This window comes from Streptomyces eurythermus (assembly GCF_014649115.1).
Classification (GTDB): domain Bacteria; phylum Actinomycetota; class Actinomycetes; order Streptomycetales; family Streptomycetaceae; genus Streptomyces; species Streptomyces eurythermus.
The window spans coordinates 188,507-214,995 of sequence record NZ_BMSK01000005.1 but is presented as its reverse complement, the minus strand read 5'-3'; the positions used below and the strand labels follow the sequence as shown (position 1 = coordinate 214,995).

Genomic DNA, 26,489 nt, shown 5'->3' with positions numbered 1-26,489 from the left:
GTCCCGGCGGTCCCGGCCATGACGGCCTCCCGGAGGGCCCGGCGGAACCGGCGGTCCCGGCCATGACGGCGTATCGGCGGACCCGGCCGACGAGCCCCCGGCCGCCCGGTGCGCCCGGCTCCCCGGCCCCACCCCGAGCGTTCACCCACTCCGTCCCCGAACCCCTGGAGCACATTCCATGAGCACCACACCCGATACCGCGGCCGGTTCGCCCGTGCGGACCGGCGCCGAGGCGAGCCCGGCGGGCGCCGGCGAGCAGCAGAAGCTGCCCATGTTCGCCCTGCTGGCCCTCGCGACCGCCGTGTTCATCACGAGCCTCACCGAGACCCTGCCCGCCGGTCTGCTCCCGTCCATGAGCGACGACCTGAACGTGAGCGAGTCCGCGACCGGGCAGACGGTCACCATCTACGCCCTCGGCACCGCGCTGACCGCGATCCCGCTGACCGCGGCGACCGCCGGCTGGCGCCGCAAGCGGCTGCTGCTGACCTCCATGGCCGGCTTCGCCGTCGCCAACACCGTCACCGCGCTGTCGTCCCTGTACGGGCTGACGATGGTGGCGCGCTTCGTCGCCGGTGTCGCGGCGGGCCTGGCCTGGGCGCTGCTCGCCGGGTACGCGCGCCGGCTGGCCCCGGTGCCGTTGCAGGGCCGGGCCATCGCGGTGGCGATGGCGGGCATCCCCGTCGCCCTCTCCCTCGGCGTGCCCGCCGGCACGTTCCTCGGCAAGGTGACCGACTGGCGCGTGGCCTTCCTCGCGATGACCGCGCTCACCGTCCTCCTGCTGGCGTGGATCGCCGCCGCCGTACCGGACTACCCGGGCCAGGAGCGCGGCGAGCGGCCGAAGATGCTGCACGCCCTGAAGGTCCCCGGCGTGGTGCCGGTGCTGTTCGTGACGCTGGTCTTCGTCCTGGCGCACACCATCATCTACGCCTACATCGCCACCTTCCTCGACGACCTCGGCATGGGCGGCAACACCGACCTGGTGCTGCTGGTGTTCGGCATCGCCTCGCTGGCCAGCATCTGGATCGTCGGCGCGCAGATCCACCACCGGCTGCGCGTGCTGACGGTCGCCAGCTCGCTGCTGGTCGCGGTGTCCGCCGCGGTGCTGGCGGTGCTCGCCGACCAGACCGCGTTCGTCTACCTCGCGGCCGTGCTGTGGGGCCTGGGCTGGGGCGGGGTGCCGACCCTGCTGCAGACCGCGGCCGGTGACGCGGGCGGCGAGAAGGCGGCCGACGCGGCCCAGGCCATGCTGGTGACGCTGTGGAACGTCGCCATGGCGGGCGGCGGTGTCATCGGCGGTGTGCTGCTCGACCTGACCGGCAGCGACTCGCTGCCGTGGAGCGTGCTGCTGCTGATGCTGCCGGTGATCGCCGTCGTCGTCCTCGCCCGCGGCCACGGCTTCCCCGCCAAGCGCCCGGTGGCGTAGGCGCGGTGTACGGCGGCGGGGACGGCCGGCTCTCCCCGCCGTACCGCCGTACCGGCCTCCCTCCCGGCCCACCGCCACTCTCCCCCTTGTTCACCCCCCTTGTTCACCCGCCTTGTTCACCACCCTTGTCATCACCGGACTGTGGAGCCATGACCGAAGAGACTGGACCGACCGAGACCGCCGAGACGCCGAAGCCGGCGCAGCAGCTGCTGCACCACGTCGAGTTCGGCTCCGGTACGCCCGTGGTGCTGCTGCACGGCTACACCATCGACCACCGGCTCCTGCTGCCGCTGGAACCCGTGTTCGCCGCGCGCCGCGGCTGGCGGCGGCTCTACGTCGACCTGCCCGGCTCCGGGCGCTCGCCCCGGCTGTCCGGGCCGGTCACGGCGGAGGCCATGGGCGAGGCGGTGCTGCGGTTCGTGGACAAGGTGGTCGGTGACGAGCCGTTCGCGGTCGTGGGCATCTCCTACGGCGGCCAGCTCGCCCGCCATCTGATCGCCGAGCGCGGCCCGCAGGTGCTGGGTGCCGCGTTGATCGCCCCGCTGGTCAAGCCGGGCGGGGAGCGGACGCTGCCCGAGCGGCAGGTGCTGGCCCGGGACGAGGCGTTACTGGCCGCGCTCGACCCGGCCGACCGCGAGGTGTTCACGAGCATCGCGCTGTACCAGGACGACGCGGGATGGAACGCCTTCCGCGACCATGTGCTGCCCGGCTTCCGCGCCCATCACCGCGAGGACGCCGCCGAACTGCTCAAGGCGTACCTGCTCCGGCAGGCCCCGGAGTCCCGCTTCGAGGCGCACGAGGGCACGCACCTGGTGGTGACCGGACGTCAGGATCACATGGTCGGCTGGCGGGACCAGCTGGAGCTGCTCGACCACTATCCGCACGCCACCTACGCGGTGGTCGACGGCGCCGGGCACAACGTCCATCTCGACCAGCCGGACACCGTGCACGGGCTGCTGGGCAACTGGCTCGACACCCTGGCGGCACAGCGCGACTGATCAGACGCCGCGCCGGCCTCCCGAGCGGACCGCCGAAGGTATCCCCCGGCCTTCGGCGGTCATCGGCGTGCCCGCACTCAAAGTTTTGTTCATAAAGTTTTGACACGTTCTCGATCTTGGGCAGACGGGCCTATCAGTATTGGGTCAACCGGCATTTTCCGACCCCTGCCCACGGTCCTCCACACCCGTCACTCCACCGCGTTTGCCCAGGTCGGCACGGGAAGTAGCGAAGTACCGTACGGGCGACGGACAGAATTGTGCACCGGAGGGTATTTTGTGGCCCGGGCACATGCACGATGCACCGGCCTCAGTCTGAGCGTTACGAAATACGAGGGGACGTAGCGTTTATGTCGTCGAGTGAGACGCGCATGGCAACGAGCGACGGTCCGCGTATCCAGAGCTTTGTGGAGGACATATTCAGATCACTTCACCGAGTGGAGCAGCACCGCTGGGCCCGGGCCTATCTGTGGGCCCTGCTCCAGGGCTCCGGTAAGAAGACACCGCGGCGGATGGCCCAGGAGGACTTTTTACCCGCCGCGGCGCTGCGCGGGCTGCACCAGTTCATCAACGCCAGCTCCTGGGACTGGCGTCCGGTGCGCCGCGTACTGGCCCGGCGGGTGGCCGCGACGGCGTCGCCCTACGCCTGGACGGTCGCCGAGCTGGTCATCCCGAAGAACGGCGAGCACTCGGTGGGCGTGCACCGCCGGGTGGACCCGGCGACCCGGCAGACCGTCAACTGCCAGCGCGCGCTCGGCCTGTTCCTGGCCGGCGCCCAGGGAGCCTTCCCGGTCGACTGGAGCCTGGTGCTCAGCGGCCCCTGGGACGGCGACCCGGAGCGCCGGCGGCGGGCCCGGATACCCGAGGGGGAGAAGGAGCGCCCGGTCGGTGCCTACGTCCTCGACTACGCCGCGGACGCGGTCACGCTGCCGCACGTCGCCGGGCTGCCCTGGGTGCTGGACCTGACCCGGTGCGACGACGCCGCCGGAGTGCTCGTCGGGCTGGCCCGGGAGCGGCTGGACGTGCTGGCCGAGGTCGATCCCGGCCAGGTCGTGCTCGTCGGCCGGCACACGCCGACCGTGCGCACGGTCGGCGGACTGATGGGCGTACGGCACGCCCGGCAGCCGCACGTGATGATGCGGCAGGCCCCGGACGGCCGCACCAAGGCCGTGACGATCCACACCTACACCGGCACCGTCCGGCTGCCGCAGCTGGCGGGCGCCGACGGCGGCTCGCGCGCCTACCGGATCCTGGAGCGGCCCGCCCTGGACGGCCGGCTGCCCGCCCGGTACTGGCTCACCAGCCTCACCGACCGGCCGGTGGACGAGGTGCTGTCCCTGGTGCGGGGCCGTACCGCCGCCCTGTCGGCCGTGTCCGTCCTGCAGAACCGTCTCGGCGTCCTGGACTTCGAGGGCCGCTCCTTCCCGGGCTGGCACCACCACATGACGATGGCCTCGGCCGCGTACGCCTACCAGTACCTCGACGACGCCCCGGAGCACCCCCTGGCCCCGCCGCCGGCCGCCCGCGCGGCCGAGCCGAGCGGGGCCGGTGCGAGCTGACGTGAGCGAGGGAGCGGAGGCAAGCGATGAAGAGGGGACGGCAGGGGTGACGAACGTACTCGTGGTGGAACGGGACGCCGCCGCGGCCGAGGTGACCGAGCGCGATCTGCGCAGACAGGGCTACACCACGCGGAGCGTGCACACCGGGGCGCGGGCACTGCGCACCTACCACGACGCGGACCTGGTGCTGCTCTCGCTGGATCTGCCGGACATGGACGGGCTGGAGGTGTGCCGGTCGGTGCGCAGCGACGGAGACATCCCGCTGATCGCGGTGACCGACGACGACGACGAACTGGAGCGGGTCCTCGCGCTGCGCGCCGGGGCGGACGACTGTGTGGTGAAGACCTGGGGGTTCCGGGAGATAGGGGCGCGCATAGAGGCCGTGATGCGCCGGGCGCACCGCGAACGCGCCCCTGAGAAGACGATTTCCCTGCGCCCCCTGCATATCGATCCGCGGACCCGGGAGGTACGGCTGCACGACCGGCTGGTGCCCGTCACCTCGAAGGAATTCGAGCTGCTGTACGTGCTGGCGCGGAATTCCGAGACGGTGGTGTCGCGAAAGGAACTCATGGCGAAGGTGTGGGGCAGCAACTGGGCCTGCACCAGTCGCACCATCGACACCCATGTGAGCAGTCTGCGGTCGAAACTCGGCTCCAGCCGGTGGATCACCACCGTACGGGGCGTGGGCTACCGGATGGGGTACGGCGACTGCCGCGCCGCCGAGCGCCCGGAGGCCTCCGAGCTGTCCGAGGCGTCGTAGGCCGGCGGGCCGGACGGTCACCGGGCCGTGCGAGGACGGGCCCCGGGCGCACGCCGACCGGCGCGCGCCCGGGGCCCCGCCGTGCCGCTCAGACCGCCGCCGGCGTCAGCCGGCGCAGCAGCGGGTGGGCCTCGGCGACGTCCCCGCCGGCCAGGGTCCGCCCGGCCCACCACGCCGAGGCCAGGTTGGACGTCAGCAGGGTGCGGCCGGGCTCGCGCCGGGCCAGCTCGTCGAGTGCCGCGAGGGTGCCCATGCCCGTGCCGGTGAACAGCAGGGCGGTGTCCGCGGGCAGGTCGGCCGCCGCCAGCCGCTCCCGTATGCGCGCGGTCGTGACCTGGTACGGGTCGTGGTGCGGCTCCTCGCCGGGCGTCTCGCGCGCCGGGACCGACACGATCCCGTCGACGGTGAGGCCGGCCTCCTCCCAGAAGGCGCGCGAGGTGTCGGTGAGCCAGGGCTGGTAGGGCGAGACGAGGGTCAGCCGGCGCACCCCCAGGGCCGCGCAGGTGGCGAGGATCGCCTGGGTGGAGGACCACACGGGGTAGCCCGTGTGGTCGGACAGCTCGGCGCAGAAGGCGCGGTCGCCGTCCGGGCCGAGCAGGTAGTGGGAGGCGCTGCACGCCACCACGGCCCCGTCCAGCCGCATGCCGCCGAAGCGGCCGAGGGTCTCGGGCAGGACCCGGTTGTAGGTCTCCAGCATGTCCTTCAGGCCGGCCCCGGGCGTGGTGGGGAAGCGGGCCGTGTACACGTTCACCCGGCTGCCCAGCAGCGTGGCGAACTCCGGTTCGGCGGTCGGGTTCTCCGGCGGGACGACAAGCCCCAGCCGAGGCAGTGAGAGAAGGTCCATGCACCGCACGGTAGGCGCCGCACGCGTGCCCGGACGCCGTATTCCGCCGTCTCTTGCGTACGCCGACACCCTTCTTGCAGACCTTGTACTTCTTGACATTCCCTGACACTTTTCCACGGCCTTCTGACGCGGAATTCGTTGCCTTGCCGCCCCTGTGGCGCGGAAGCTGTTGGGCAGCGCCAGCCGCAATCGTTCCCCGGATTGCGGTTCACCGAACTCGTCCGGAACGCAGGCGATACACCCCGCTCCGGAACAAGGAGTGAACTGAAATGGCAGCGGAAAACCACGAGAAACTCACCGACCCGCCCCTGATATCCGACGCCACCCTGCGCGACTCCGCGCACATGGCGGGCGTCGAGTTCGGCCCGAAGGACGCGGCGGCCATCGCCGGCCTGCTGGTGCGCACCGGCGTCGAGCTGGTCGAGGTGGGCATGGTCTCCGGCCCGGGCTCCAAGGACGCGCCGCTGATCGAGGCCGTGCACGAGGCCGTGGGCCCCGAGCGCAGCATGACGCTGCTCGTAGTGCGCGACCGCCAGCAGGTGGCCCGGGCCCTCGACGAGGCCGAGCGGCTGGGCGTGCGCCACATCATGTACTCCATCCCCACCTCGGAGCAGCACGCCACCCTCAAGCTGGGCACGCCCAGCGCCAAGCTCCTGCACGCGGTGGCCCGTTCGGCGATCTCGCAGGCCAAGGAGCGCGGCTTCCACGTCACCTTCAGCGGCGAGGACGGCGCCCGCACCCCCCGGGAGCGGCTCGTCCCGTACGTCACGAACGGCTTCGAGGCCGGGGCCGACCGGTTCCGGCTCGCCGAGACCGTCGCCTACCTCACGCCCTGGCAGATGGAGGCGAAGATCGCGGACCTCACCGCGATCGACGGCTCCGAGATCGAGATCCACTCGCACAACATGCTGGGCATGGCGGTCGCCAACTCGCTCGCCGCCGTCCGGGCCGGCGCCCGCTGGATCTCCGCGACCGTCGGCGGCATCGGCGAGCGCGGCGGCAACGCCCCGCTGGCCGAACTGCTCACCTCGCTGCGGGTCGTGCACGGCGACACCCGCTTCGACCTCACCCACCTCACCGAGCTGTCCCGGCTCGCGCTGAAGGGCGCCGGGCTCGGCACCGCCTTCCAGTCCGGCCCGACCACCCCGCACGCCTTCGCCTACGAGCTGCCCGGCCAGCTGAGCAACCCGGAGGCGTACGAGACCCTGCCGGCCGAACTCGTCGGCGGCACCCGTGAACTCCGGGTGCGCACCCGGCTGACCCCGGCCCTCGTGAAGTGGGCGCTGACCGACTCCGGGGTCGAGGTCGACATCGACGCCTTCACCGCCTGGCTGACCGAGCGCCAGATCGCGGCCGGGGGCCCGGTCCTGGACCGGGACGCGGTCCGCAAGGCCGCCGTCGACTTCCAGGCCGCCTGAACCACCCCTTCCCCTCCATCCCTTCTCCCGGAAACGGAGTCCACCATGACCACCGCCACCCTCTCCGGCGCCTGCCCCGAGTGCGAGACCGACCTGACCGTGCCGCCGGTCGTCCAGGGCGAGACCCTGTCCTGCCCCGAGTGCATGCTCACGCTGCGGGTCGAGGGCGTCTCCGACGGGCGGCTGACCCTGGAGACGGTCGAGGTCCAGCTGCGCGACTGGGGCCAGTGATGGGCAGCAAGGTCGCCGTCGTCGCCGACCGGATCGCCTGGGAGGAGCGCGAGCTGATCCAGCGGGCCGGTGCCTTCGGGCTCACGGTCGACTGGGTCAACGACGAGTCCCTGTGCCTCGGCGATCCGGCCGCCCCCTCCGTGCGGGACTACGACGTCCTGCTCGTCCGCAGCCGCAGCTACACCCGCGGCGGCCTCGTCGCGAGCCTCGCCGAGGCCGCCGGGGCCCGCACCGTCAACACCGCCCGGGCGATCCACGCCTGCGAGAACAAGGCGGCGCTGCGCACCGTGCTGCGCGCCGCGGGCGTCCCGGTGCCGGACTTCCGGCTGGTGCTGTCCCGCAAGGACTTCACCCAGGCCCTGGCCGAGCTGGACACCCCCGTCGTCCTCAAGCCGGTCTTCGGCGGCATGGGCAAGCGGGTCACCCTGATCCGGCACACCGACACCGCCCAGTCCGTCTACGACTACGTCGAGGACCTCGGCCACGCCTTCGAGCAGGCCTGCCTGGTGGAGCCGTACATCGGCGGCGGCACCTCGGTGCGCTGCCTGGTCGTCGGGGGCGAGCTGGTGGGCGCCGCCGAGTTCGCCAGCGGCGGTACCGACTGGCGCAACAACGCCGCCCTCGGCAACGACAGCCGCGCCCTCGCCCACGACCCCGACATCGTGAAGATCACCGAAGCGGTGTCGGCCGAGCTGGGGCCCGGCATCTACGGCATCGACCTGTTCCGCACCGAGGACGGCTACGTCGTCAACGAGGTCAACCACGCCCCCGGCTTCCGGGCCGTGGCCACGGCCACCGGCGCCGACGTCCCCTCGGCCATCGCCCGCTACGTGCAGGAGCTGCTCGCATGATCCGCGCAGGAGTCGTCGGCGCCTCCGGGCTGGCCGGCGGCGATCTCATCCGACTGATCACCCAGCACCCCGACCTGGAGCTGACCTTCCTCGGCGGCTCCTCCAACATCGGCAAGCGCCCCGCCGAACTGCACCCCGGTCTGCGCATCGACACCGGACTGACCGTGCAGCCGGTCACCGACGACATCGCCGGCCAGGTCGACGTGCTGCTGCTGGCCACCCCCGCCCCGGTCTCCGCCGAGCTGGCCGCGCGGTTCGCCGACCGGGTCCCGGCCGTCGTCGACCTCAGCGGCGCCTTCCGCATCCGCACCCCCGAACGGCACGCCCGCTGGTACCCCAAGGTCGAACGCGGCACCGACCTGGCCGACCGGTTCGTCTACGGCGTACCGGAGCTGATCGGCGACCAGCTGGCCGACGCGGCGCTGATCTCGCTGCCGGGCTGCTACGCCACCGCCATCACCCTGGGCCTGGCCCCGCTCACCCTCGGCCTCGGCCTGGACCTGAAGACCGTGGTCGTGGACGGCAAGAGCGGCTCCAGCGGCGGCGGCCTGCACCTGCGCACCGCCGACCTGCACCCCTTCCGCAACGGCGCCATCGCCCCGTACGCGCCCACCGGACACCGGCACGCCGCCGAGGTCAGCGACTTCCTGGAGCGCAGCAAGCCCGGCTCGGTCGGTTCGCTGAGCATGTCGGCGTACGGCGTCTCGCACGTACGCGGGCTGCTCACCAGCAGCTACGTCTTCACCGACGGCGAGATCGACCAGCGCACCCTGCAACGGGCGTACCTGCGCTTCTACAAGGAGCACCGGTTCGTACGGGTACGGCGGCACACCGAGACCCTGATCCCGGTGCCCGACCCGCAGGCCGTCCTCGGCTCCAACTACTGCGACGTGACGGCCATGTACGACGAGGAGGGCGGCCGGATCGTCGTCCTCGCCGCGCTGGACAACCTGGTCAAGGGCGCGGCGGGCCAGGCCGTCCAGGCGGTCAACCTCCGGTTCGGACTGCCCGAGGAGACGGGCCTGACGATGCACCCGGTGATGCCCGCATGAGCAGCGCACAGCAGCCCGTGAACGCCCCGGACGCCCTCGCCGCCCCGGCCGTCGTCAAGCTCGGCGGCAGCGCGGTCGACGACCTCGACGGGTCCTGGTGGGACGACCTGGCCCGGCTGGGCCACGAGCGTCCGCTGGTCCTGGTGCACGGCTGGTCCAAGCCGCTGAAGAAGCTCAGTGCCCGCTACCGCGAACCGTCCGCGATCCTGCGCGACCGGTACGGCAACCAGAGCCGCTGGACCACGCCCGAGGTCATCGAGGACATCAAGACCGTCAGCGCCCGGCTCGGCGAGGAGGTGCTCCAGCGGCTGCGCGAGCGCGGACTGGACGCCGAACGGCTCCTCGGCAGCGACGGACTGCTCGCCGCGGGCCGGGCCGAACGCTGGTGGTGGCGGGACAAGCAGCTGGTCGAGCTGGAGAACCTGGTCGGCCCGGTCACCGACGCCGACCCGGCCCAGCTGAAGGACCTTCAGCCCGGCCGGGCCCGGCTCGTCACCCCGCTGGCCCGCAACCCCGAGGGTCGCGAGGTCAACACCGACGCCGACCGGGCCGCCGCCGCCCTCGCCGGGGCCGTCGGCGCACCGGACCTGGTGCTCGTCACCGACGTCAGCCATCTGCTGATCGACGGCGAGCCGGTGCGCGAGATCGGCGCCGAGGCCGCCGCCGCGTTCCGCGACAAGGGCGCCACCGGCGGCATGCGCAAGAAGCTGCGGGCGGCCGGCGAGGCCCTGGAACGCGGGGTGGACCGGGTCGTCATCGGCAGCGCGCCGGTCTCCGACCTGCTCGCCGCCCGCACCGGCACCGTCATCACGCGAACGTGAGGAGGACGCACGTGGCGCAGCCCCGTGTCCTGGTCGTCAACAACGGAACACTGTCCCTGCCCCAGCTGCGCCGCCGCTTCGAGGAGCTGGGCTCGGCCACCGACGCGGTCGACGCGGTGTCCGTCCCCGCCCGGCTCGACGGCCGCTACCAGGCCATCGTGCTGAGCGGCACGAAGGTGCGGGCCTTCGACCAGGAGCACTACAAGCCGCTCATCGACCTGGTCATGACCAGCGACGTGCCCGTCTTCGGCATCTGCGGCGGCATGCAGATCCTCGCCGTCGCGGCCGGCGGCACGCTCGCCGAGGGCCCGCAGCGGGTCGGCGGCTACGAGGTCCAGGTCGACAAGGAAGAACCGCTGTTCACCTACGTCAAGCCGACCGTGACGGTGTTCCACCGGCACACCCTGTACCTCCAGCAGGCCCCGGCCGGCTACCGCTCCATCGGCCGCTCCGAGCACGCGCCCGTGGAGTTCCTGCGCTCCGACGACGGCCGCGTCCACGGCTCCCAGGCCCACCTGGAGTTCCGCAGCGACGGCCGGGAGATCCTGCGCGGCTTCACCCAGCTCTACCAGTAGACCCGCTCAACGATCGAGGAGTTGGCAGTTGCCATGAGTTTCACGGAAGACAGCCAGGAGCCCGCGTTCGTCACCCACCTGAACGGCAGCGGCGGCGCGATCAAGGGCTGGGTGGTCGTCGACACCCTCGTCGACGGCCTGGCCATGGGCGGCGTGCGGATGACCCCGAACGTCACCGAGGAGGAAGTGCGCGGCCTCGCCCGCGACATGACCGACAAGTTCACCCTGGCGGGCCTGCGCATCGGCGGCGCCAAGGGCGGCATCGTCTCCGACGGGAGCGACCGCGAGGAGACCTTCCGCACCTTCGGCCGCACCGTCAAGCCCCTGCTGCACGGCGGCATCCACCTCGGCATCGACATGGGCGTCACCCCCGCCGACCGGGCCGTGTTCTTCGCCGAGGCCGGCTACGACCCGCGCTACCGGCTGGGCGCCCCGGACATGCCCGTCGACTGGCGCACCTACTACGAGCCGCTCATCGACGTCACCGGGCACGGCGTCGGCGTCGCCGCGCTGACCGCGCTGGAGTCGCGCGGCCGCAGCGAGGCCGCCCGCGTCGTGGTGCAGGGCTTCGGCGCCGTGGGCCGCGCGGTCGCCCGGTTCCTCCAGGAGCGCGGTCATGTCGTCGTGGCCGTCGCCGACGTCCAGGGCACCATCAGCGCCGACCGGCTTCCGGTGGAGGAACTCGTCGCCATCACCGACGAGTTCGGCCGGATCGACCGCTCCCGGCTGCCGCAGCACGTCACCACCTCCGCCGAGCCGGACGCCTGGCTCGACGTCGACGCCGACGTGCTGGTCCTCGCCGCCCAGAAGCACGCGCTGAACGCCGCCAACGTCCACCGGCTGCGCGCCGCCCTGGTCGTCGAGGGCGCCAACCTCGCCTCCGACGCCGAGGCCCGGGAGAAGGCCCGCGCGGCCGGCGCCACGCTGGTGCCGGGGGTCATCGCCAACATCGGCGGGGCCGGCGCCGCCGCCCTGGCCGTCACCCGCGTCGTCCCCTTCGAGCTGGCCGCCGACGCCCGCAAGGCGTGGGTCTTCGACTGGATCGGCGACCGGGTACGGGAGAACACCCGGGCCCTGCTGGAGATCGCGGCCGACCGGGCGGGCGACCCGCTGCCCGAGCTGCTCGCCACCCGCCGCAAGGAGCTGCTGCGATGACCGCCCCGGCCGAGACCCGGCGCCCGGCCGTCACGTCCGAGGACGCCGCCGAGTACCTGCGGCGCGGCTGGTGGCGCACGGAGACCTTCCTGGACGACCTGCGCCGCCAGGCCCGCGAGCGCCCGCACCGGCTGGCCATCGCCGGACGGCGCGTGGCCGAGTCCCGCACCGACACCCTGGACTACGCCGAACTGGCCCGGCTCACCGACCGGTTCGCGCTCGCCCTGCTCCGGCTCGGGGTGCGCCGCGGTGACGTCGTCGCCGTCCAGCTGCCCAACCGGTGGGAGATGGTGCCGCTGATGTTCGCGTGCATGCGCGTCGGCGCCGTCATCTGCCCGATCTCCCCCATCTGCCCCGAGGGCGAGCTGCGCCACCGGCTCGGGCTGACCGAGGCCCGGGTGGCGGTCACGCTCCCCGAGTGGTCGGGCACCCCGCTGGCGAAGATCGTCACCGGGCTGCGGGCCGAGCTGCCCGCGCTCGCCCACGTGGCGGTGGTGGACGGCCCGGTGCCGGAGGGCGCGATGTCCTTCCACGAGCACTTCGTGGCCGTCCCCCGTGAGGAGGAGTCCGGCGCCGAGGAGCGGCTGGAGGGGCTGGCCCTCGGGCCCGACGAGCCGTTCGTGGTGCTGTTCACCTCCGGCACCACCGGCGAGTCCAAGGGCGTGCTGCACAGCCAGAACACCGTCCACTCGGCCGTGCGCGGCTACGTCGACGCGTTCCGGTCCGACGAGGACTGGGTGGCGGCGGTGTCCACCCCGCTGGTGCACTACTCCGGCTTCGCGCAGGGCGTCCTCGGGGGCGTCATGCTCGGCGGCACCGTCGCCTTCCAGGACGCCCGCAAGAACGAGGCACTGCTGGACCTGGTGGAGCGCTACGGCGCCACGCTGCTGTACGGGCCGCCGGCCACGCTCGCCGACGTGGCCGCCTCCCAGCGCGTGGAGAAGCGGGACACCGGCACCCTGCGGCACGTCGTCATCGGCTCCGCGCCGGTGCTGAAGGAGCTGGCCGACGAGGTGCACGCGACGCTGGGCGCCCGGACGTACTCCCTGTGGGGCATGTCCGAGAACGGCCCCGTGACGATGACCCGGCCCGCCGACCCCGAGGACTGGGCCGCGTACAGCAACGGCAGCCCCATCGACGCCATGCGCTTCCGCGTTGAGTCGCCCGGCGCCGACGGCACGGGCCGGCTGAAGGTGCGCGGCGCCTCCCTCGCCCTCGGCTACTACCGGCGCGAGGAGGTCTTCGCCGCCGAGTTCGACGCGGACGGCTGGTTCGACACGGGCGACCTGGCGCGGGACGACGGGCGCGGTGGCATCCGCATCGTCGGCCGGGCCCGGGACGCCATCGTCCGGGACGGGCAGGTGGCCCCCATGACCGAGCTGGAGGCGGTCATCGGCAGCCACCCCAAGGCCGTGGAGGCCGCGCTGGTGGGGCTGCCGCCCGCCACCGCCGACGGCGCCCCGGTCATCTGCGCGGTCGTGGTCCCGCGCGCCGGCCAGACCCCGACCCTGGCCGAGATCCGCGACCGGGTCCGCGCCTCCGGGCACGACGAGCGGTTCCTGCCGGACCGCGTGGAGCTGCTCCCCGCCCTCCCCAAAACCCTGACCGGCAAGATCCGCAAGGCCGAACTCCGCGCCCGCTACGGAACGGGGTGACCACCATGCCGACCACCCCGCACCCGGCTCCGCCGACGGCCGCGCAGTCGGCCACGGAGCCGGGCCCGCACACGGCTCCGCCGACGGCCGCCCAGTCGGTCACGGAGCCGGGCCCGCACCCGGCACCGCGGACGGCCGAGCCCGCGACAACCCAGGCGGCCCCGCACACGGCTCCGCAGCCGGCCCCCGCCCCGGTGCCGCAGTCGGCCCCGGCCGGGGAAGCGCAGTCGGTCCCGGCCCCTGCACCGCAGGGGGTATTCCAGCCGTCTGCCCGGCCGGGCCTGCGTCCGGCGGGGCAGCCGGGCGAGCCTCCGGCTGCCCGGGTGGCCCTGGTCGCGGACCCGTCGGCGACCGCGGTCCCGTCGGCCGCGGAGCCGGGCCCGCACCCCGCCCTCCGGGAGGCTTCGCAGCCGGGCCCCCGTCCGGCACCCCGGACGGCCGAGCCCGTGGCATCCCAGGCGGCCCCGCTCACGGCTTCGCCGGCGACCGCGGTGCCGTCGGCCACGGAGCCGGGCCCGTACCCCGCTCCGCAGGCCACCCCGGCTCCGCAGTCGGTCCTGGCCGGGGAAGCGCAGTCGGTCCCGGCCCCTGCGCCGCAGGGGGTGTCCCAGCCGTCTGCCCAGGTGGCCCTGGTCGCGGACCCGTCGGCGACCGCGGTGCCGTCGGCCACGGAGCCGGGCCCGCACTCCGCTCCGCAGGCCGCCCCGGTGCCGCAGTCGGTCCCGGCCGGGGAAGCGCAGTCGGTCCCGGCCCCTGCACCGCAGGAGGGACCGTACCCAGCTCCGCAAGCCACCCCGGCTCCGCAGTCGGCCCCGGTCCGCGAAGCGCGGCCGGTCCCGGCCTCCGCACCGAAGGAGGGACCGGCCCCCACCCCGCAGGCCACCCCTGACCCCGCCGCCCCCCGCCGAGCCGCCGCCGTTCCCATGTCCGCCACTCTCGCCGCCGATGCCGCGCTGGAGGCGCGGCGGCGGGGCGGGCAGCGGGTGCTGGCGATGACCAGTGGGGAGATCGGGCTGCCCGTGCTGCCGGAGCTGCGGGCGCGGCTGGCCGCGGCGGCGGGGGAGAACGCCTACGGCCCGGTGGCCGGCTCGCCCGCGCTGCGCGAGGCCGCCGCCGGCTACTGGAGCCGCCGCGGCCTGGCCACCGACCCCGAACAGGTGGTGGCCGGGCCGGGCAGCAAGGCGCTGCTGTACGCGCTGCTCCTCGCGGCCGGCGGCGACGTGGTGGTGCCCGTGCCGAGCTGGGTCAGCTACGCGGCACAGGCCCGGCTCGCCGGCGGCCGGCCGCTGCCGGTGCCGATCCTGCCCGGCCAGGGCGGTGTCCCGGACCCGGCCCGGCTGCGCGAAACGGTCGTCGCCGCGCGCGCCGCCGGCCGGAACCCGCGCGCCGTGGTGGTGACGGTGCCGGACAACCCGACCGGCACCGTCGCCCCGGCCGCGACCGTACGGCGCCTGGCCGCGGTCGCCCGCGACCTGGACCTGTTCGTGATCTCCGACGAGATCTACGGCGACCTGGTCCACGACCCGGCCCGGCCCGCCGTCTCCCCGGCGGTCCACGCCCCCGAGCGCACCGTCGTCACCACCGGCCTGACCAAGAACCTCGCGGTCGGCGGCTGGCGTACCGGCGTGGCCCGGCTGCCCGACAGCCCCGCCGGGCGCGAGCTGCGCACCACGCTGCTCTCCGTGGCCAGCCAGATCTGGTCCAGCCCGCCCGCCCCGGTGCAGTCCGCCGCGGCCTACGCCCTCGCCGAGCCCCCGGAGATCACCGAGCGGATCGCGGCGAGCCGCAGGCTGCACGCCACCGTGGCCCGCGCGGCGGCGGCCCGCTTCACCGGGGCCGGCGCGCATCTCGCCCCGGTCACCGCGACCTGCTACCTCTACCCGGACTTCGAGCCGCTGCGCGCCCGTCTCGCCGCCGCGCACGGCATCACCGACGGCGCCGGCCTGGTCCGGTTCCTCGTCGAGCGGCACGGCGTCGGCGTGCTGCCGGCGAGCGCCTTCGGCGAACCGGACGGCGCCCTGCGCTTCCGGGCCGCCACCAGCCGTCTGTACGGCGACACCGACGAGCGGCGCACCACCGCGCTGACCGCTCCCGACCCCCTCGCCCTGCCGTGGATCCAGGAGGCCCTGGACCACCTCGGCGCCGCCCTGGCCGACCTGACCGGCCCCCGATCCTGACCGCACCCTGGAGGCTTCCCATGTCCGCGTCCCTGCCGCCCGTCCTCACCGAGGTGGTCCACGAAGGCCGCCGCCACGTCACCTTCGGCCTGCCCGAGCCGGGCGAGCCGCAGACCCTGTACCGGGTGGCCGAGGGCGCCGTGGCCGCCGCGTTCCTCGCCACCGACGGCTCCGCCGACGCCGTACGGGCCGCCCTCACCGAGGGCGCCGAGACGGTCGTCGTCCCGGCCGGGGACCCGGGGGTGCGCCCGCGGGTGCCGCTGCTGCCCGAGGCGTCCGGCGCCGCGCTGCTGAGCGGCTTCATGGGCACCCACAAGAAGAAGTGGAACGGGCAGAGCCAGCCGGAGGACGGCGAGTTCACGCCGCCCAAGTGGTTCTTCAAGGGCTTCGGCGACTGGGCCCGGCTGCCCGGCGAGGACCTGACCGTGCCCGCCCGTCCGGTCGCCCTCATCGAGGAGCCGGAGATCGCGCTCGTCTACGTCAACGACGCCGACGGCACCCCGCACTACGCCGGCTACACCTTCGGCAACGACCTGTGCGACATCGGCCTGCACCGCAAGGACCCCGGCTACAACCCGTACTGCAAGCTGTGCGACACCACGCTCGCGCCCTGGCTGTTCCTCGGGGCGCCGCCGCGCTCGGCGACCGGCCGCGTCACCATCGTCCGGGACGGCGCGCCGGCCTGGGAGGGCAGCTTCGACTGCGGCGGGGACGCGCTGTACTTCCGGATCCGGGACATGGCCGAGCACCTGTTCTCCTTCCCGGCGGTGCGCCGGCCCGGCCTGGTCAACTACGTGCTGCTGGGCGCCGACGAGGCCAGCTTCCACGACGGCTTCCGGATCGCCGACGGCGACCGCATAGCCATCGACGTCAAGAGCCACGGCATCGCCTTCGAGAACACCGTGCGCTACGTCTCCCCGGCCCCCGCGGCCGTGCTCCCCACCGCATGAGCGGCCCCGAGTCCACGGGCCGCAAGCAGGTGCACCTCGCCGCCCAGCTGCCCGGCATCCACAACGTGACCGTCTGGGCGGACCCGCGCTCGCGCAGCCAGATCGCCTTCGACTCCTTCCGCCACCTCGCGCGGACCGCCGAACGCGGCCGGTTCGACTTCTTCTTCCTGGCGGAGGGGCTCAGGCTGCGCGAGCACAAGGGGCACCTGTACGACCTGGACGTGGTGGGCCGCCCGGAGAACCTCACCCAGCTCAGCGCCCTGGCCGCGGTCACCACCCGGCTGGGCCTCGCGGCCACCGTCAACGCCACCTTCAACGAGCCCTACGAGGTGGCGCGGCGGCTGGCCACCCTGGACCACCTCAGCGGCGGCCGCGCCGCCTGGAACGTGGTCACCAGCTTCGACGCCTTCACCGGCGAGAACTTCCGGCGGGGCGGCTTCCTCGCCGAGGGCGACCGGTACGCGCGCGCGGCGGAGTTCCTGGCCACCGCGCGCGAGCTGTGGGACAGCTGGGCCGAGGGGGACGTGCGCGCCGACGCGGCGGCCGGCGCGTTCGTCCGGCCCGGCGCCGGCCGCTTCGCCCACCACGGCGAGCACTTCACCATCACCGGCCGCTTCACCACCCCGCGCCCGCCCCAGGGCCACCCGGTGATCATCCAGGCGGGCGACTCACCGGCGGGCCGGGAGTTCGCCGCCGCCGAGGCCGACGTCGTCTTCAGCAAGTACAACCGGCTCGACCAGGCCCGCGCCTTCTACCGGGACGTCAAGTCCCGGCTGGCCCGGTACGGCCGCACGCCGGACCGGCTGAAGATCCTGCCGACGGCCACCGTGGTGGTGGCCGACAGCGACGCCGAGGCCGCCGCCTACGCCGACGAGATCACCCGCGCCCAGGTGAGCCCGCAGACCGCGATCGCCCACCTGGAGGCCGTCTGGGGCCGCGACCTGTCCGGCTACGACCCCGACGGGCCGCTGCCGGACATCGACCCCGCGCCGGACGCGCAGATGCTCAAGGGCCACTCGCTCTTCCGCCGCGACCGCGCCGGGATCGCCCGTGAGTGGCGGGCCCTCGCCGAGGAACGCGGACTGAGCATCCGCGAACTGGTCATCGAGGTCTCGGGCGGGCAGACCTTCGTCGGCTCCCCGCACACGGTCGCCGACGCCATCGACCACTTCGTGCGGAGCGACGGCGCCGACGGCTTCGTCCTCGTACCCCATCTGACCCCCGACGGCCTGGACGACTTCGTGGACCGGGTGGTGCCGCTGCTCCAGGAGAAGGGCGTCTTCCGGCGCGACTACACCGGCCCGACCCTGCGCGACCACCTGGGCCTGCCGCCCGGCCCGGAGCGCACCCCCGTACCGAAGGAGACCCCGTGACCGCGCCCCCGCTGCACCTCGCCGTCGCCCTGGACGCCGCCGGCTGGCACCCGGCGGCCTGGCGCGCCGAGGACGCCCGCCCCGCCGGGCTGTTCGGCGCGGACTACTGGACGGACCTGGTCACCGAGGCCGAGCGCGGCCTGCTGGACTTCGTCACCTTCGAGGACGCGCTCGGTGTGCAGTCGGCCGCCTTCCACCGGCCCGACGACCGCACCGACCAGGTGCGCGGCAGCCTGGACGCGGTGCTGCTGGCGGCCCGGGTGGCGCCGCTGACCACGCACATCGGGCTGGTCCCGACCGCGAACGTCACCCACACCGAGCCGTTCCACGTCTCCACCGGCATCGCCACCCTGGACTACGCGAGCACCGGCCGGGCCGGCCTGCGACCGCAGATCGCCTCGCGCGCCGCCGACGCCGCCCACTTCGGCCGCCGTACGACCCCGCAGCTCACCGACGAGGACGTGCGCGACCCGGAGCGGATCGGCCGGCGCCTGAGCCCGCTGTTCGACGAGGCCGCCGACGCGGTGGAGGTCGCCCGGCGGCTGTGGGACAGCTGGGAGGACGACGCCGAGATCCGCGACGCCGCCACCGGCCGTTTCATCGACCGCGACAAGGTCCACCACATCGACTTCGAGGGCGAGCACTTCAGCGTCCGCGGCCCCGCGATCACCCCGCGCCCGCCGCAGGGACAGCCACCGGTGATGAGCCTGGCGCACGCCAGTGTGCCGTACGAGTTCGCGGCGCGCGCCGCCGATGCCGTGTGGGTCACCCCGCACGACCGGGCCCAAGCGGCGGCCATCCTCGATCAGGTCGACGCGGCCGTGCGGCGCACCGGCCGGGACACCCGCGCCCGGCCGCTGCTGCGGTTCGCGGAGGTCCTGGTCTTCCTGGACGACGGGCCGGGCGCCGCCGCCCGCCGCAAGGCCCGCCTGGACGAGCTGGCCGGCGCCGAACTCGCCTCCGACGCCGAGGTGTTCACCGGCACCCCCGGTGAACTGGCCGATCTGCTGCTGGACTGGCGCGAGGCCGGGCTGGACGGCTTCCGGCTGCGCCCCGGCGCGCTGCCGCACGACCTCCTGGAGATCACCCGGGGCCTGGTGCCGGAGCTCCAGCGGCGCGGGGCGTTCCGCACGGCGTACGACGCGACGACCCTGCGGGGCCATCTGCGCCTGCCGCGTCCCGGAAGCCGCTACGCGCGGGCAAGCTGAACCGAACTGTGAGGGCACACGATCTTGGCAACCCCTGAGAGGACGACCGCGGCCACCAACACCGCCACCGGCGCGGAGCCCGCCCGGAACCGCCCGGCGGCGAGACAGCTCACCTTCATCGCCGCCGCCCGGCTGCTGCCGTCGTTCTGCATCCTGGCCTCGCACCTGTCCTTCGACCAGGTCTTCAGGGACCGGAGCGTGCAGCAGGCGTACTACCGGGTGTTCAACCCGGCCGGTTTCAACGCGGTGTCGTTCTTCATCGTCCTCAGCGGCTTCATCCTGACCTGGATCTCCGCCGAGCGTCCGCCGGGCCGCGGCTTCATGGCCCGCCGGCTGCTGCGCATCCTGCCGGCGCACCTGCTGACCTGGGCCGTGATCGTGTGCGCCTTCGCGGCCGCCTTCCCGGCCGCCGGCCTGTTCACCACGCTCACCCTGGTGCAGGGCTGGTTCCCGGACCACGACATCTACTGGTCGGCCAACGCCCCGGCCTGGACGCTGTCGACCGAACTCGTCCTGTACGCGGTGTTCCCGGCCGTCCTGCGGCGGCTGACCCGGCGCGGCGACCGGTTCCTGGCCGTCTTGCTGGCCGGCCTGGTCGCGGTCGTGGTGCTGCTGCCGCTCGTGCTGCAACTCCTTCCCGACGGGGCGACGTTCGCGAACGCGGCGTTCACCGAGCGCGGTCACCCGGTCCGGGTCTCGGAGTGGAAGTACTGGCTCGTCTACGTCTTCCCGTTCACCCGCGTCCTGGAGGCGCTGTGCGGCATGGTGGTCTGTCTGCTGGTGCGGCGCGGCAGGTGGACGCGGAACGTGTGGCTGCCCACCGCGCTGCTGGTGCTCGCCGTGGTGGCGGAGGAGCTGTGGGTGCCGATCCTGTTCGACCTGTCGGCGCTGACGATCGTCCCGGTGGTGCTGCTCATCGGCGCCCTGGCGGCCCGGGAGACGGCCCGCTGGGACACCCCGGGCGCCCGGGAGAACCGGCTCGCCGCGAGCGTGGCGCCCTACGGCAAGTACACCTTCGGCATCTACATGTACCAGTGGGCGCTGATCCTGCTCTGCCAGCGGTATCTGCACCCCTGGGGCAACTCGGTGGCCGCCGGCGTGCTCTTCGTCGTCACCTTCTACGCGCTGTGCGTCGCCCTCTCCGTGCTGTCCCACCGGTTCGTGGAGACCCCGGTCAACCGCTTCATGAAGCCCGCGATCGCCGCGTACGCCGAACGGTGACACGGCGGAGCCTCCGCCGCTTCGGCGGAGGCTCCACGAGAGCGGACGGGGTTTAGGGTTCGTCCTCCTGGTCGGCCTGCTTGGCCTGCACCTCGGGGTCGAGTTCGCCGGGCTCGGTGCCGTCCACGGAGGCGATCCGGGGCGAGTCGGCGGGGACCTCGGTGGCGGCGGGCGGCTCGACCAGCCAGTCCGGGTTGGCCTGCTTGTCCCACCACTTCCAGGCCGCGAAGGCGCCGCCCGCCAGGACGGTCAGCACCGCGCACACCTTCACGGTCCGGCCGGTCCGGGACCGCCGCTCCTGGCGCCGGAGCAGCTTCTGGACGTCCTCGGCCGAGACCTGGCCGCGCAGCGCGGCCATCGCGGCGGCACCGCGCGCGGCGGCCTCGTCGCGCACGGGCGCGGTCGCGGCCACCGCCTGCTCGATCTTCGGACGCGAGTACAGGGCGGCCTGCCGGGCCGCCTTGCGGGCGCGCAGGGCGGCCTCCTGGGCGGCGAGGTCGACCTTCGGCGGCACATGGGTGAGCGCCTGCTCCAGGCGGGGGGCGAGCCGGGCGTCGTACTGCACGCGGGCCTGCTCCGCGGCCTGCGTCACCACGGGCGCCAGCCGTACGCGTGCCTCCTGCGCGTAGTACGCGGCACGCTCCTTGGCCGTGTCGGCGTAAGGCGCCACCACTTCCGCGGCGTGCAGCACGCTGTCCTTCGCCGAGCCGGTCGCGGCGCGCACGCTGTCAATGCGGGTCACGGGTTCCTCCTCCTCGGTGGCGTACGGTATTTCGACTTTCCACCCTTTTACGGATCATGCCTTCCCGGGGCCGGTGCGGCACGCGCGGGCGGGCATATGGGTGCCGCCGGCTCTTCCCGGCGCGGTCCGGGCGGTGGCGGCCGGGCGTCGGGCGGGCGGGAGCGTGGAAGGATCGGAGCACCGCGGCGGAACGACAACGGAAGGCGGACCGTGGCCGAGCAGCTCTACGCCACCCTGAAGACCACCCTCGGTGACATCGAGATCCGGCTCTTTCCGCTGCATGCGCCCGTCACGGTCAGAAACTTCGTGGAACTGGCGCGCGGCGAGCGCGAGTGGACCCATCCCGGCACCGGCGTGCGCAGCAGGGACCCGCTCTACGACGGCACGGTCTTCCACGCGGTGATCGGCGGCTTCATGATCCAGGGCGGCGATCCCCTGGGCAACGGCCTCGGCGGCCCCGGCTACGGCTTCGAGGACGAGTGCCACCCCGACCTGGCCTTCGACACGCCGTACCTGATGGCGATGGCCAGCGCGGGCCCGGGCACCAACGGCTCGCAGTTCTTCATCACCGTCACCCCGAGCACCTGGCTGAACGGCAAGCGCACCATCTTCGGCGAGGTCAGCACCCCGGCCGGCCGCAAGGTCGTGGACGCCATCGCGCGCGTGCCGACCGGACGCAACGACCGGCCGCTGGCCGACGTCGTGCTCCGCACGGTGCTGATCGAGACCCGCGAGGAGTGAACGGCGCCCGCCCCGGACCGCTCGCCCGGGAAACGCGGGGAACGCGCGGAACGCGGGGAACCGGACAGCGCGCTCGTCCGTAAGGATGAAGGGGGCAGGATGATGCCCTCGGACACGGACACGACGAGCAAGGGGATCTGATGGAGCAGGCCGCAGGGAGCGCGCAGGACGCCCACAGCGCGCCCGGGTGCTACCGGCACCCGGACCGCGAGACCGGCGTGCGCTGCACCCGCTGTGAACGCCCCATCTGCCCCGAGTGCATGGTCAGCGCCTCGGTCGGCTTCCAGTGCCCGGACTGCGTCCGCGGCGGCGCCGGCGAGGGCCCCGCCCCGCAGGCGTCCCGCCCGCGCACGCTCGCCGGCGGCACGGTCACGGCCGACCCCCGGCTGCTCACGAAGATCCTGATCGGGATCAACCTCGCGATGTTCGTCGCGATCAAGGCCGATCCCTCGTTCCTGTACGACGTCGTGCTCTACGGCGGCCTGCCCGAGAAGCCCTTCACGCCGACGTCGGGCGTGGCCGGCGGCGAGTGGTACCGCTTCGTGTCGTCGATGTTCGCGCACGAGCAGTACTGGCACATCGGCTTCAACATGCTCAGCCTGTGGTGGGTCGGTGGCCCGCTGGAGGCGGCCCTCGGCCGGGCCCGCTATCTGGCGGTGTACCTCGTCTCCGGACTGGCCGGCGGCGCGCTGACCTATCTGCTCGCCGATCCGGCGGCCGCCTCGCTCGGTGCCTCGGGCGCGCTGTACGGCCTCTTCGGCGCGACCGCCGTGCTGATGCGCCGGCTCAACTACGACATGCGGCCGGTCATCGCACTGCTGGTGATCAACCTGATCTTCACCTTCAACGGGTCCCTGCACATCGCCTGGCAGGCGCACATCGGCGGACTCGTCGCCGGTGTCGTCACCGGGTACGCGATGGTGCACGCCCCGCGCGAGCGGCGGGCGCTGGTGCAGTACGGCACCTGTGCCGTGGTCCTGGCGCTGGCCCTGGCGCTCGCGTTGATCAGGACCGCCCAGCTCACCTGACCGGGCTGGGGAACACGCTGTCCCCGAACCGTTGTCCACAGCTTGTGCCCGATCTTGTGCACACCGTGCGGGCACAGCTGTGCCCCCTGCCGCTCGGATGTGTTTCCGCAGGTGGGGCAGGGGGCGAACAGATGTCTGGGGGATGTTGGACCAGTCACACCGGCGTCAACATCCGGCAGGTTATCCACAGATCGTCGTTCTTTTTCCCCACTGTGGACAACGGCTGTGGATAACTCAGTGGATAACCCTGGGCAGAGCTGTGCGCGGGGCTACGACCACCGCCGCGGGGCTACTTCCACTGCGTGGAGACACCGAACCCGGCGGCGATGAAGCCGAAGCCGACCACGATGTTCCAGTTGTCCAGGCTGTCGACGGGCAGCGAGCCGTCCGTCACATAGAAGACGACGATCCAGGCCAGGCCGATCAGGAACATGGCCAGCATGACCGGTGCGACCCAGGCCCGATTGGTCAGCCTGATCGCCTGCGCCTGCTTCGCCGGCGGCGGCGTGAAGTCGGCCTTCTTGCGGATACGTGACTTCGGCACGAGGGTCTCTCCTGTCGATGCGCTGCGTGGCCGCGCAGGGAACTGGGTCGGGCTCGGGGCAGCGTACAAGGGGCCAACATGACGACTCTGTGTGCTCCCCCGGGCGTCCGTTAGCGTAGTGCTTCCGTGGCGCCGAAGGAGATAAGGGTACGTTGAGCAATTCTGCCGACTCCCCCGGGACGGGAGCAACGGGCTCCGGCCCCGCCCGCAGGCCGCGCCCCCGACCGGTGCGGATCCTCACGGCGGCCGTCTTCGCCCTCGCCGGACTGATCTTCTTCACCAGCTTCGACACGGCCAAGGGCACCGACATCCGCCAGGACGCCTCCCTGCTGAAGCTGTCCGACCTGATCCAGGAGCGCAGCCGCAAGAACAAGGGGCTGGACGAGTCCAACGCCACCCTGCGCGACAGCGTGGAGTCGCTGGCCGAGAGCGACGACGGCAGCACCAAGGCCGAGGACGACAAGCTCAGCGGGCTGGAGAAGAGCGCGGGCACCCAGGAACTGACCGGCAAGGCCGTCACCGTCACCCTGAACGACGCCCCGCCCGACGCCACCGCCAAGCTCCCCGGCTATCCCGAGCCGCAGCCCGACTACCTGGTCATCCACCAGCAGGACCTCCAGGCCGTGGTGAACGCGCTGTGGCAGGGCGGCGCCAAGGGCATCAAGGTCATGGACCAGCGGCTGATCTCCACCAGCGCGGTGCGCTGCGTCGGCAACACCCTGATCCTCCAGGGCCGCGTCTACTCGCCCCCGTACAAGATCACGGCGGTCGGCGACCCGGACCGGCTCAAGCAGGCCCTCGCGGACAGCAGGGCGATCCAGACCTACATGGTCTACGTCAACGTCTACGGCCTCGGCTGGAAAGTCACCGACGACGGCACGGTGACTCTTCCCGGCTACTCCGGCACAGTGGACCTGCACTACGCGAAGCCAGTGGGGTAGCCGTCCGTCCGGGAGCCGCCGGTGCGCGTGATCGTCAGAAGCCTCAGCGAACTGTGCATCACCGCCGGCGCCCTGATCGTGCTCTTCGTCGGCTACGTCCTGTTCTGGACGGGCGTCCGGGCCGAGGGCGCGATGAACGACCAGATCGACCGGCTGCACGCCGAGTGGTCAGGGGCGAGCGGCCGGGCGCGGCCCGCGGCGGAAGCGGAGCCGCCGAAGGCCTACGCACCCGGCGAGCCCTTCGCCGTCATGTACATCCCGCGCCTCGGCGCCACCTGGCACAAGCCGGTCCTGGAGGGCACCGGCACCGGCACCCTGAAGAAGGGCCTCGGCCACTACGCGGGCACCGCCCGGCCCGGCCGGACCGGCAACTTCGCGGTCGCCGGCCACCGGCGCACCTACGGCGACCCCTTCAAGGACTTCCCGCGGCTGCGCCCCGGCGACGCCGTGGTGCTGACCGACGGGACCACCTGGTACACGTACCGGATCGACAAAGGGCCGTACCGGACCGTGCCGACGGACGTCGCGGTGATCGATCCCGTGCCGCGCGGGCCCGGGTACGCCCGCCCCGGCCGCTATCTGACCCTCACGACGTGCGACCCGGAGTGGGGCCACAGCCACCGGCTGATCGTGTGGGCGCATCTCGATGCCACCCAGCCTGTGGACAACGGCCGGCCGGAGGCCCTGCGCCGCTAGTCTGGTGACGTACGGCGTGGGTCTGGTGCCGTAGGGGATACGGAAGGGACGGCATGTACGGCTGGATCTGGCGGCATCTGCCGGGGAACGCCTGGGTGAAGGCGCTCATCTCGCTCGTACTGATCCTGGCCGTGGTCTACGTCCTCTTCCAGTACGTCTTCCCGTGGGCCGAGCCACTGCTGCCCTTCAACGATGTGACGGTGGACAACCAGTGAGTGCGCGGATTCTCGTCGTCGACAACTACGACAGCTTCGTCTTCAACCTCGTGCAGTACCTGTACCAGCTGGGCGCGGAGTGCGAGGTGCTGCGCAACGACGAGGTGACGACCTCGCACGCGCAGGACGGCTTCGACGGCGTGCTGCTCTCCCCCGGGCCCGGGACGCCCGAGGAGGCGGGCGTGTGCGTGGACATGGTCCGGCACTGCGCGGCCACCGGCGTGCCGGTCTTCGGGGTGTGCCTCGGCATGCAGTCGATGCAGGTGGCCTACGGCGGCGTGGTCGACCGGGCGCCCGAGCTGCTGCACGGCAAGACCTCGCTGGTCGAGCACGAGGGCAAGGGCGTCTTCGCCGGGCTGCCCAGCCCCTTCACGGCGACCCGCTACCACTCCCTGGCCGCCGAGCCTGCCACGGTCCCGGCCGAGCTGGAGGTGACCGCCCGCACCCAGGACGGCATCATCATGGGCCTGCGGCACCGGGAACACCGTGTCGAGGGCGTGCAGTTCCACCCCGAGTCGGTGCTGACCGAGCACGGTCACCGGATGCTGGCCAACTGGCTCGCGGAGTGCGGTGACCACGAGGCCGTGGCGCGGTCGGCGGGGCTCGCCCCGGTGGTGGGCAGGGCCTCGGCGTGACCGCGCTGCGCCCCGAGCGCGAGGACGTGTACGGCGGCGGCAGCCCGTACGAGCCCTCCGCCGGTGCGCGGCCGCGCCCGAGCGGCCGCCCCGCCGGGCAGCCCGCCGACCCGCCGACGGCCCCCCTGCCCCCCCTGACGGACGACGCCCGGACGGCGCGGCCGCCCCGGGACACGGACGAGCCGCGTACCGCGCGGCCGCCCCAGGCGACCGAGGAACCCCGGAGGGCGCCGCAGCCCCCGACGACCGCCGGCCACGGCAGCGCGCCGGGCCGGCGGGCGACCGGGCAACCCCCGACCACCCCGCTGCCCCGGATCGTGGAGGACCCTCTGACGGCTCCGTTGCCCCGGGTGACGGGGGAGACCGGGAGGGCGCCGCAGGCCCCGGCGTCCGCCGATCGCGCGGGCGCGTCGGGTCTTCGGGTGCCCGGGGAGCCCCGTACCGCCCCGCTGCCCCGGGTCGTGGAGGAGTCCTTGACGGCACCGTTGCCCCGGGTGACCGGAGAACCCCGAAGAGCGCCACAGCCCCCGGCGGCCCCCGGCCACGGGAGCGCGCCGAGCCCCCGGGCGACCGAGGACGCCCTGACCGCACCCATGCCCCGGATCACGGACGAGCCGCGTACCGCGCGGCCGCCCCGGGCGACCGAGGAGCCCTGGAGGGCGCCGCGGCCCCCGGCGTC

At 73.4% G+C, this 26,489-nt stretch carries 26 protein-coding genes; 23 read left to right on the top strand and 3 right to left on the bottom strand.

Features of this window, described 5'->3' with window-relative positions; translation table 11 throughout:
- The first annotated feature begins 178 nt into the window (after nucleotides 1–178).
- The 4 genes from IE251_RS11190 to IE251_RS11175 all read left to right on the top strand — a co-directional run bounded on the left by IE251_RS11190 (nucleotide 179) and on the right by IE251_RS11175 (nucleotide 4,737).
- Entirely contained in the window at nucleotides 179–1,423 is a 1,245-nt protein-coding gene (locus IE251_RS11190) for an MFS transporter (RefSeq protein ID WP_189752750.1), read from the top strand.
- Between the two features lie 149 nt (nucleotides 1,424–1,572).
- Nucleotides 1,573–2,421 carry an alpha/beta fold hydrolase gene (locus IE251_RS11185; RefSeq protein WP_189752749.1) on the top strand — a complete coding sequence of 283 codons (849 nt, stop codon included), beginning with the start codon at nucleotides 1,573–1,575 and terminating at the stop codon, nucleotides 2,419–2,421.
- 347 nt (nucleotides 2,422–2,768) lie between these two features.
- Nucleotides 2,769–3,977 carry an IS701 family transposase gene (locus IE251_RS11180; protein ID WP_189752748.1) on the top strand — a complete coding sequence of 403 codons (1,209 nt, stop codon included), beginning with the start codon at nucleotides 2,769–2,771 and terminating at the stop codon, nucleotides 3,975–3,977.
- 46 nt (nucleotides 3,978–4,023) lie between these two features.
- Nucleotides 4,024–4,737: a response regulator transcription factor gene (locus tag IE251_RS11175; protein WP_189752747.1), complete on the top strand. Its 714-nt coding sequence runs from the start codon at nucleotides 4,024–4,026 to the stop codon at nucleotides 4,735–4,737.
- Nucleotides 4,738–4,825: 88 nt separating this feature from the next.
- Here IE251_RS11175 and IE251_RS11170 read toward each other — a convergent pair whose 3' ends face one another.
- On the bottom strand, nucleotides 4,826–5,581 hold the full coding sequence (locus IE251_RS11170) for a maleate cis-trans isomerase family protein (RefSeq protein WP_189752746.1): 756 nt from the start codon (nucleotides 5,579–5,581) through the stop codon (nucleotides 4,826–4,828).
- Nucleotides 5,582–5,850: 269 nt separating this feature from the next.
- Between IE251_RS11170 and IE251_RS11165 the strand changes: the two genes are divergently transcribed.
- From IE251_RS11165 to IE251_RS11105, 13 genes are all read left to right on the top strand, one after another.
- Complete coding sequence (locus IE251_RS11165) at nucleotides 5,851–6,999, top strand: hydroxymethylglutaryl-CoA lyase-like TIM-barrel protein (RefSeq protein WP_189752745.1); 1,149 nt, start codon at nucleotides 5,851–5,853, stop codon at nucleotides 6,997–6,999.
- A gap of 45 nt (nucleotides 7,000–7,044) precedes the next feature.
- Nucleotides 7,045–7,230: a lysine biosynthesis protein LysW gene (locus IE251_RS11160; RefSeq protein ID WP_189752744.1), complete on the top strand. Its 186-nt coding sequence runs from the start codon at nucleotides 7,045–7,047 to the stop codon at nucleotides 7,228–7,230.
- Entirely contained in the window at nucleotides 7,230–8,081 is an 852-nt protein-coding gene (locus IE251_RS11155) for an ATP-grasp domain-containing protein (protein WP_189752743.1), read from the top strand. Before IE251_RS11160 ends, IE251_RS11155 begins: the two co-directional genes overlap by 1 nt.
- Entirely contained in the window at nucleotides 8,078–9,133 is a 1,056-nt protein-coding gene (argC, locus tag IE251_RS11150; protein ID WP_189752742.1) for an N-acetyl-gamma-glutamyl-phosphate reductase, read from the top strand. The genes IE251_RS11155 and argC overlap by 4 nt, the downstream gene beginning before the upstream one ends.
- Nucleotides 9,130–9,954: an amino acid kinase family protein gene (locus IE251_RS11145; protein WP_189752741.1), complete on the top strand. Its 825-nt coding sequence runs from the start codon at nucleotides 9,130–9,132 to the stop codon at nucleotides 9,952–9,954. The genes argC and IE251_RS11145 overlap by 4 nt, the downstream gene beginning before the upstream one ends.
- A gap of 11 nt (nucleotides 9,955–9,965) precedes the next feature.
- Complete coding sequence (locus tag IE251_RS11140; protein ID WP_189752740.1) at nucleotides 9,966–10,529, top strand: type 1 glutamine amidotransferase; 564 nt, start codon at nucleotides 9,966–9,968, stop codon at nucleotides 10,527–10,529.
- Between the two features lie 33 nt (nucleotides 10,530–10,562).
- Entirely contained in the window at nucleotides 10,563–11,684 is a 1,122-nt protein-coding gene (locus IE251_RS11135; RefSeq protein ID WP_189752739.1) for a Glu/Leu/Phe/Val dehydrogenase dimerization domain-containing protein, read from the top strand.
- Nucleotides 11,681–13,339, top strand: coding sequence for an AMP-binding protein (locus IE251_RS11130; RefSeq protein ID WP_189752738.1), 1,659 nt, complete (start codon nucleotides 11,681–11,683; stop codon nucleotides 13,337–13,339). The genes IE251_RS11135 and IE251_RS11130 overlap by 4 nt, the downstream gene beginning before the upstream one ends.
- Nucleotides 13,340–14,262: 923 nt before the next feature.
- Nucleotides 14,263–15,516: a pyridoxal phosphate-dependent aminotransferase gene (locus IE251_RS11125; protein ID WP_189752737.1), complete on the top strand. Its 1,254-nt coding sequence runs from the start codon at nucleotides 14,263–14,265 to the stop codon at nucleotides 15,514–15,516.
- Nucleotides 15,517–15,536: 20 nt separating this feature from the next.
- Nucleotides 15,537–16,466 (top strand): fumarylacetoacetate (FAA) hydrolase, encoded by a 930-nt coding sequence (locus IE251_RS11120; protein ID WP_189752736.1) that lies wholly within the window; start codon nucleotides 15,537–15,539, stop codon nucleotides 16,464–16,466.
- Nucleotides 16,463–17,839: an NtaA/DmoA family FMN-dependent monooxygenase gene (locus IE251_RS11115; RefSeq protein ID WP_189752735.1), complete on the top strand. Its 1,377-nt coding sequence runs from the start codon at nucleotides 16,463–16,465 to the stop codon at nucleotides 17,837–17,839. Before IE251_RS11120 ends, IE251_RS11115 begins: the two co-directional genes overlap by 4 nt.
- Nucleotides 17,836–19,047 carry an LLM class flavin-dependent oxidoreductase gene (locus IE251_RS11110; RefSeq protein ID WP_189752734.1) on the top strand — a complete coding sequence of 404 codons (1,212 nt, stop codon included), beginning with the start codon at nucleotides 17,836–17,838 and terminating at the stop codon, nucleotides 19,045–19,047. The genes IE251_RS11115 and IE251_RS11110 overlap by 4 nt, the downstream gene beginning before the upstream one ends.
- Nucleotides 19,048–19,071: 24 nt before the next feature.
- A complete protein-coding gene (locus tag IE251_RS11105) occupies nucleotides 19,072–20,268 on the top strand; it encodes an acyltransferase family protein (protein WP_189752733.1) in 1,197 nt (398 codons plus the stop codon).
- Nucleotides 20,269–20,320: 52 nt separating this feature from the next.
- Here IE251_RS11105 and IE251_RS11100 read toward each other — a convergent pair whose 3' ends face one another.
- A complete protein-coding gene (locus tag IE251_RS11100; RefSeq protein ID WP_189752732.1) occupies nucleotides 20,321–21,010 on the bottom strand; it encodes a DUF5324 family protein in 690 nt (229 codons plus the stop codon).
- Between the two features lie 210 nt (nucleotides 21,011–21,220).
- Here IE251_RS11100 and IE251_RS11095 point away from each other — a divergent pair, with 210 nt between their 5' ends.
- Together IE251_RS11095 and IE251_RS11090 are read left to right on the top strand one after the other, a co-directional pair.
- Complete coding sequence (locus IE251_RS11095) at nucleotides 21,221–21,751, top strand: peptidylprolyl isomerase (protein ID WP_189752731.1); 531 nt, start codon at nucleotides 21,221–21,223, stop codon at nucleotides 21,749–21,751.
- Between the two features lie 140 nt (nucleotides 21,752–21,891).
- The gene (locus IE251_RS11090) at nucleotides 21,892–22,779 is read left to right on the top strand and encodes a rhomboid family intramembrane serine protease (protein ID WP_189752730.1); all 888 of its coding nucleotides are present in this window, start codon (nucleotides 21,892–21,894) and stop codon (nucleotides 22,777–22,779) included.
- A gap of 289 nt (nucleotides 22,780–23,068) precedes the next feature.
- On the opposite strand, the gene crgA is transcribed toward IE251_RS11090, so the two are convergent.
- Complete coding sequence (gene crgA / locus IE251_RS11085; RefSeq protein ID WP_030609281.1) at nucleotides 23,069–23,323, bottom strand: cell division protein CrgA; 255 nt, start codon at nucleotides 23,321–23,323, stop codon at nucleotides 23,069–23,071.
- Nucleotides 23,324–23,475: 152 nt separating this feature from the next.
- Here crgA and IE251_RS11080 point away from each other — a divergent pair, with 152 nt between their 5' ends.
- Genes IE251_RS11080 through IE251_RS11065 form a run of 4 tightly spaced genes read left to right on the top strand, consistent with a single transcriptional unit; the run spans nucleotide 23,476 to nucleotide 25,810 of the window.
- The gene (locus tag IE251_RS11080; protein WP_189752729.1) at nucleotides 23,476–24,264 is read left to right on the top strand and encodes a DUF881 domain-containing protein; all 789 of its coding nucleotides are present in this window, start codon (nucleotides 23,476–23,478) and stop codon (nucleotides 24,262–24,264) included.
- Nucleotides 24,265–24,285: 21 nt separating this feature from the next.
- Nucleotides 24,286–24,960 (top strand): class E sortase, encoded by a 675-nt coding sequence (locus tag IE251_RS11075; protein ID WP_189752728.1) that lies wholly within the window; start codon nucleotides 24,286–24,288, stop codon nucleotides 24,958–24,960.
- Nucleotides 24,961–25,013: 53 nt separating this feature from the next.
- On the top strand, nucleotides 25,014–25,175 hold the full coding sequence (locus IE251_RS11070) for a hypothetical protein (protein WP_030609287.1): 162 nt from the start codon (nucleotides 25,014–25,016) through the stop codon (nucleotides 25,173–25,175).
- On the top strand, nucleotides 25,172–25,810 hold the full coding sequence (locus IE251_RS11065; RefSeq protein WP_189752727.1) for an aminodeoxychorismate/anthranilate synthase component II: 639 nt from the start codon (nucleotides 25,172–25,174) through the stop codon (nucleotides 25,808–25,810). Before IE251_RS11070 ends, IE251_RS11065 begins: the two co-directional genes overlap by 4 nt.
- Nucleotides 25,811–26,489: the final 679 nt, after the last annotated feature.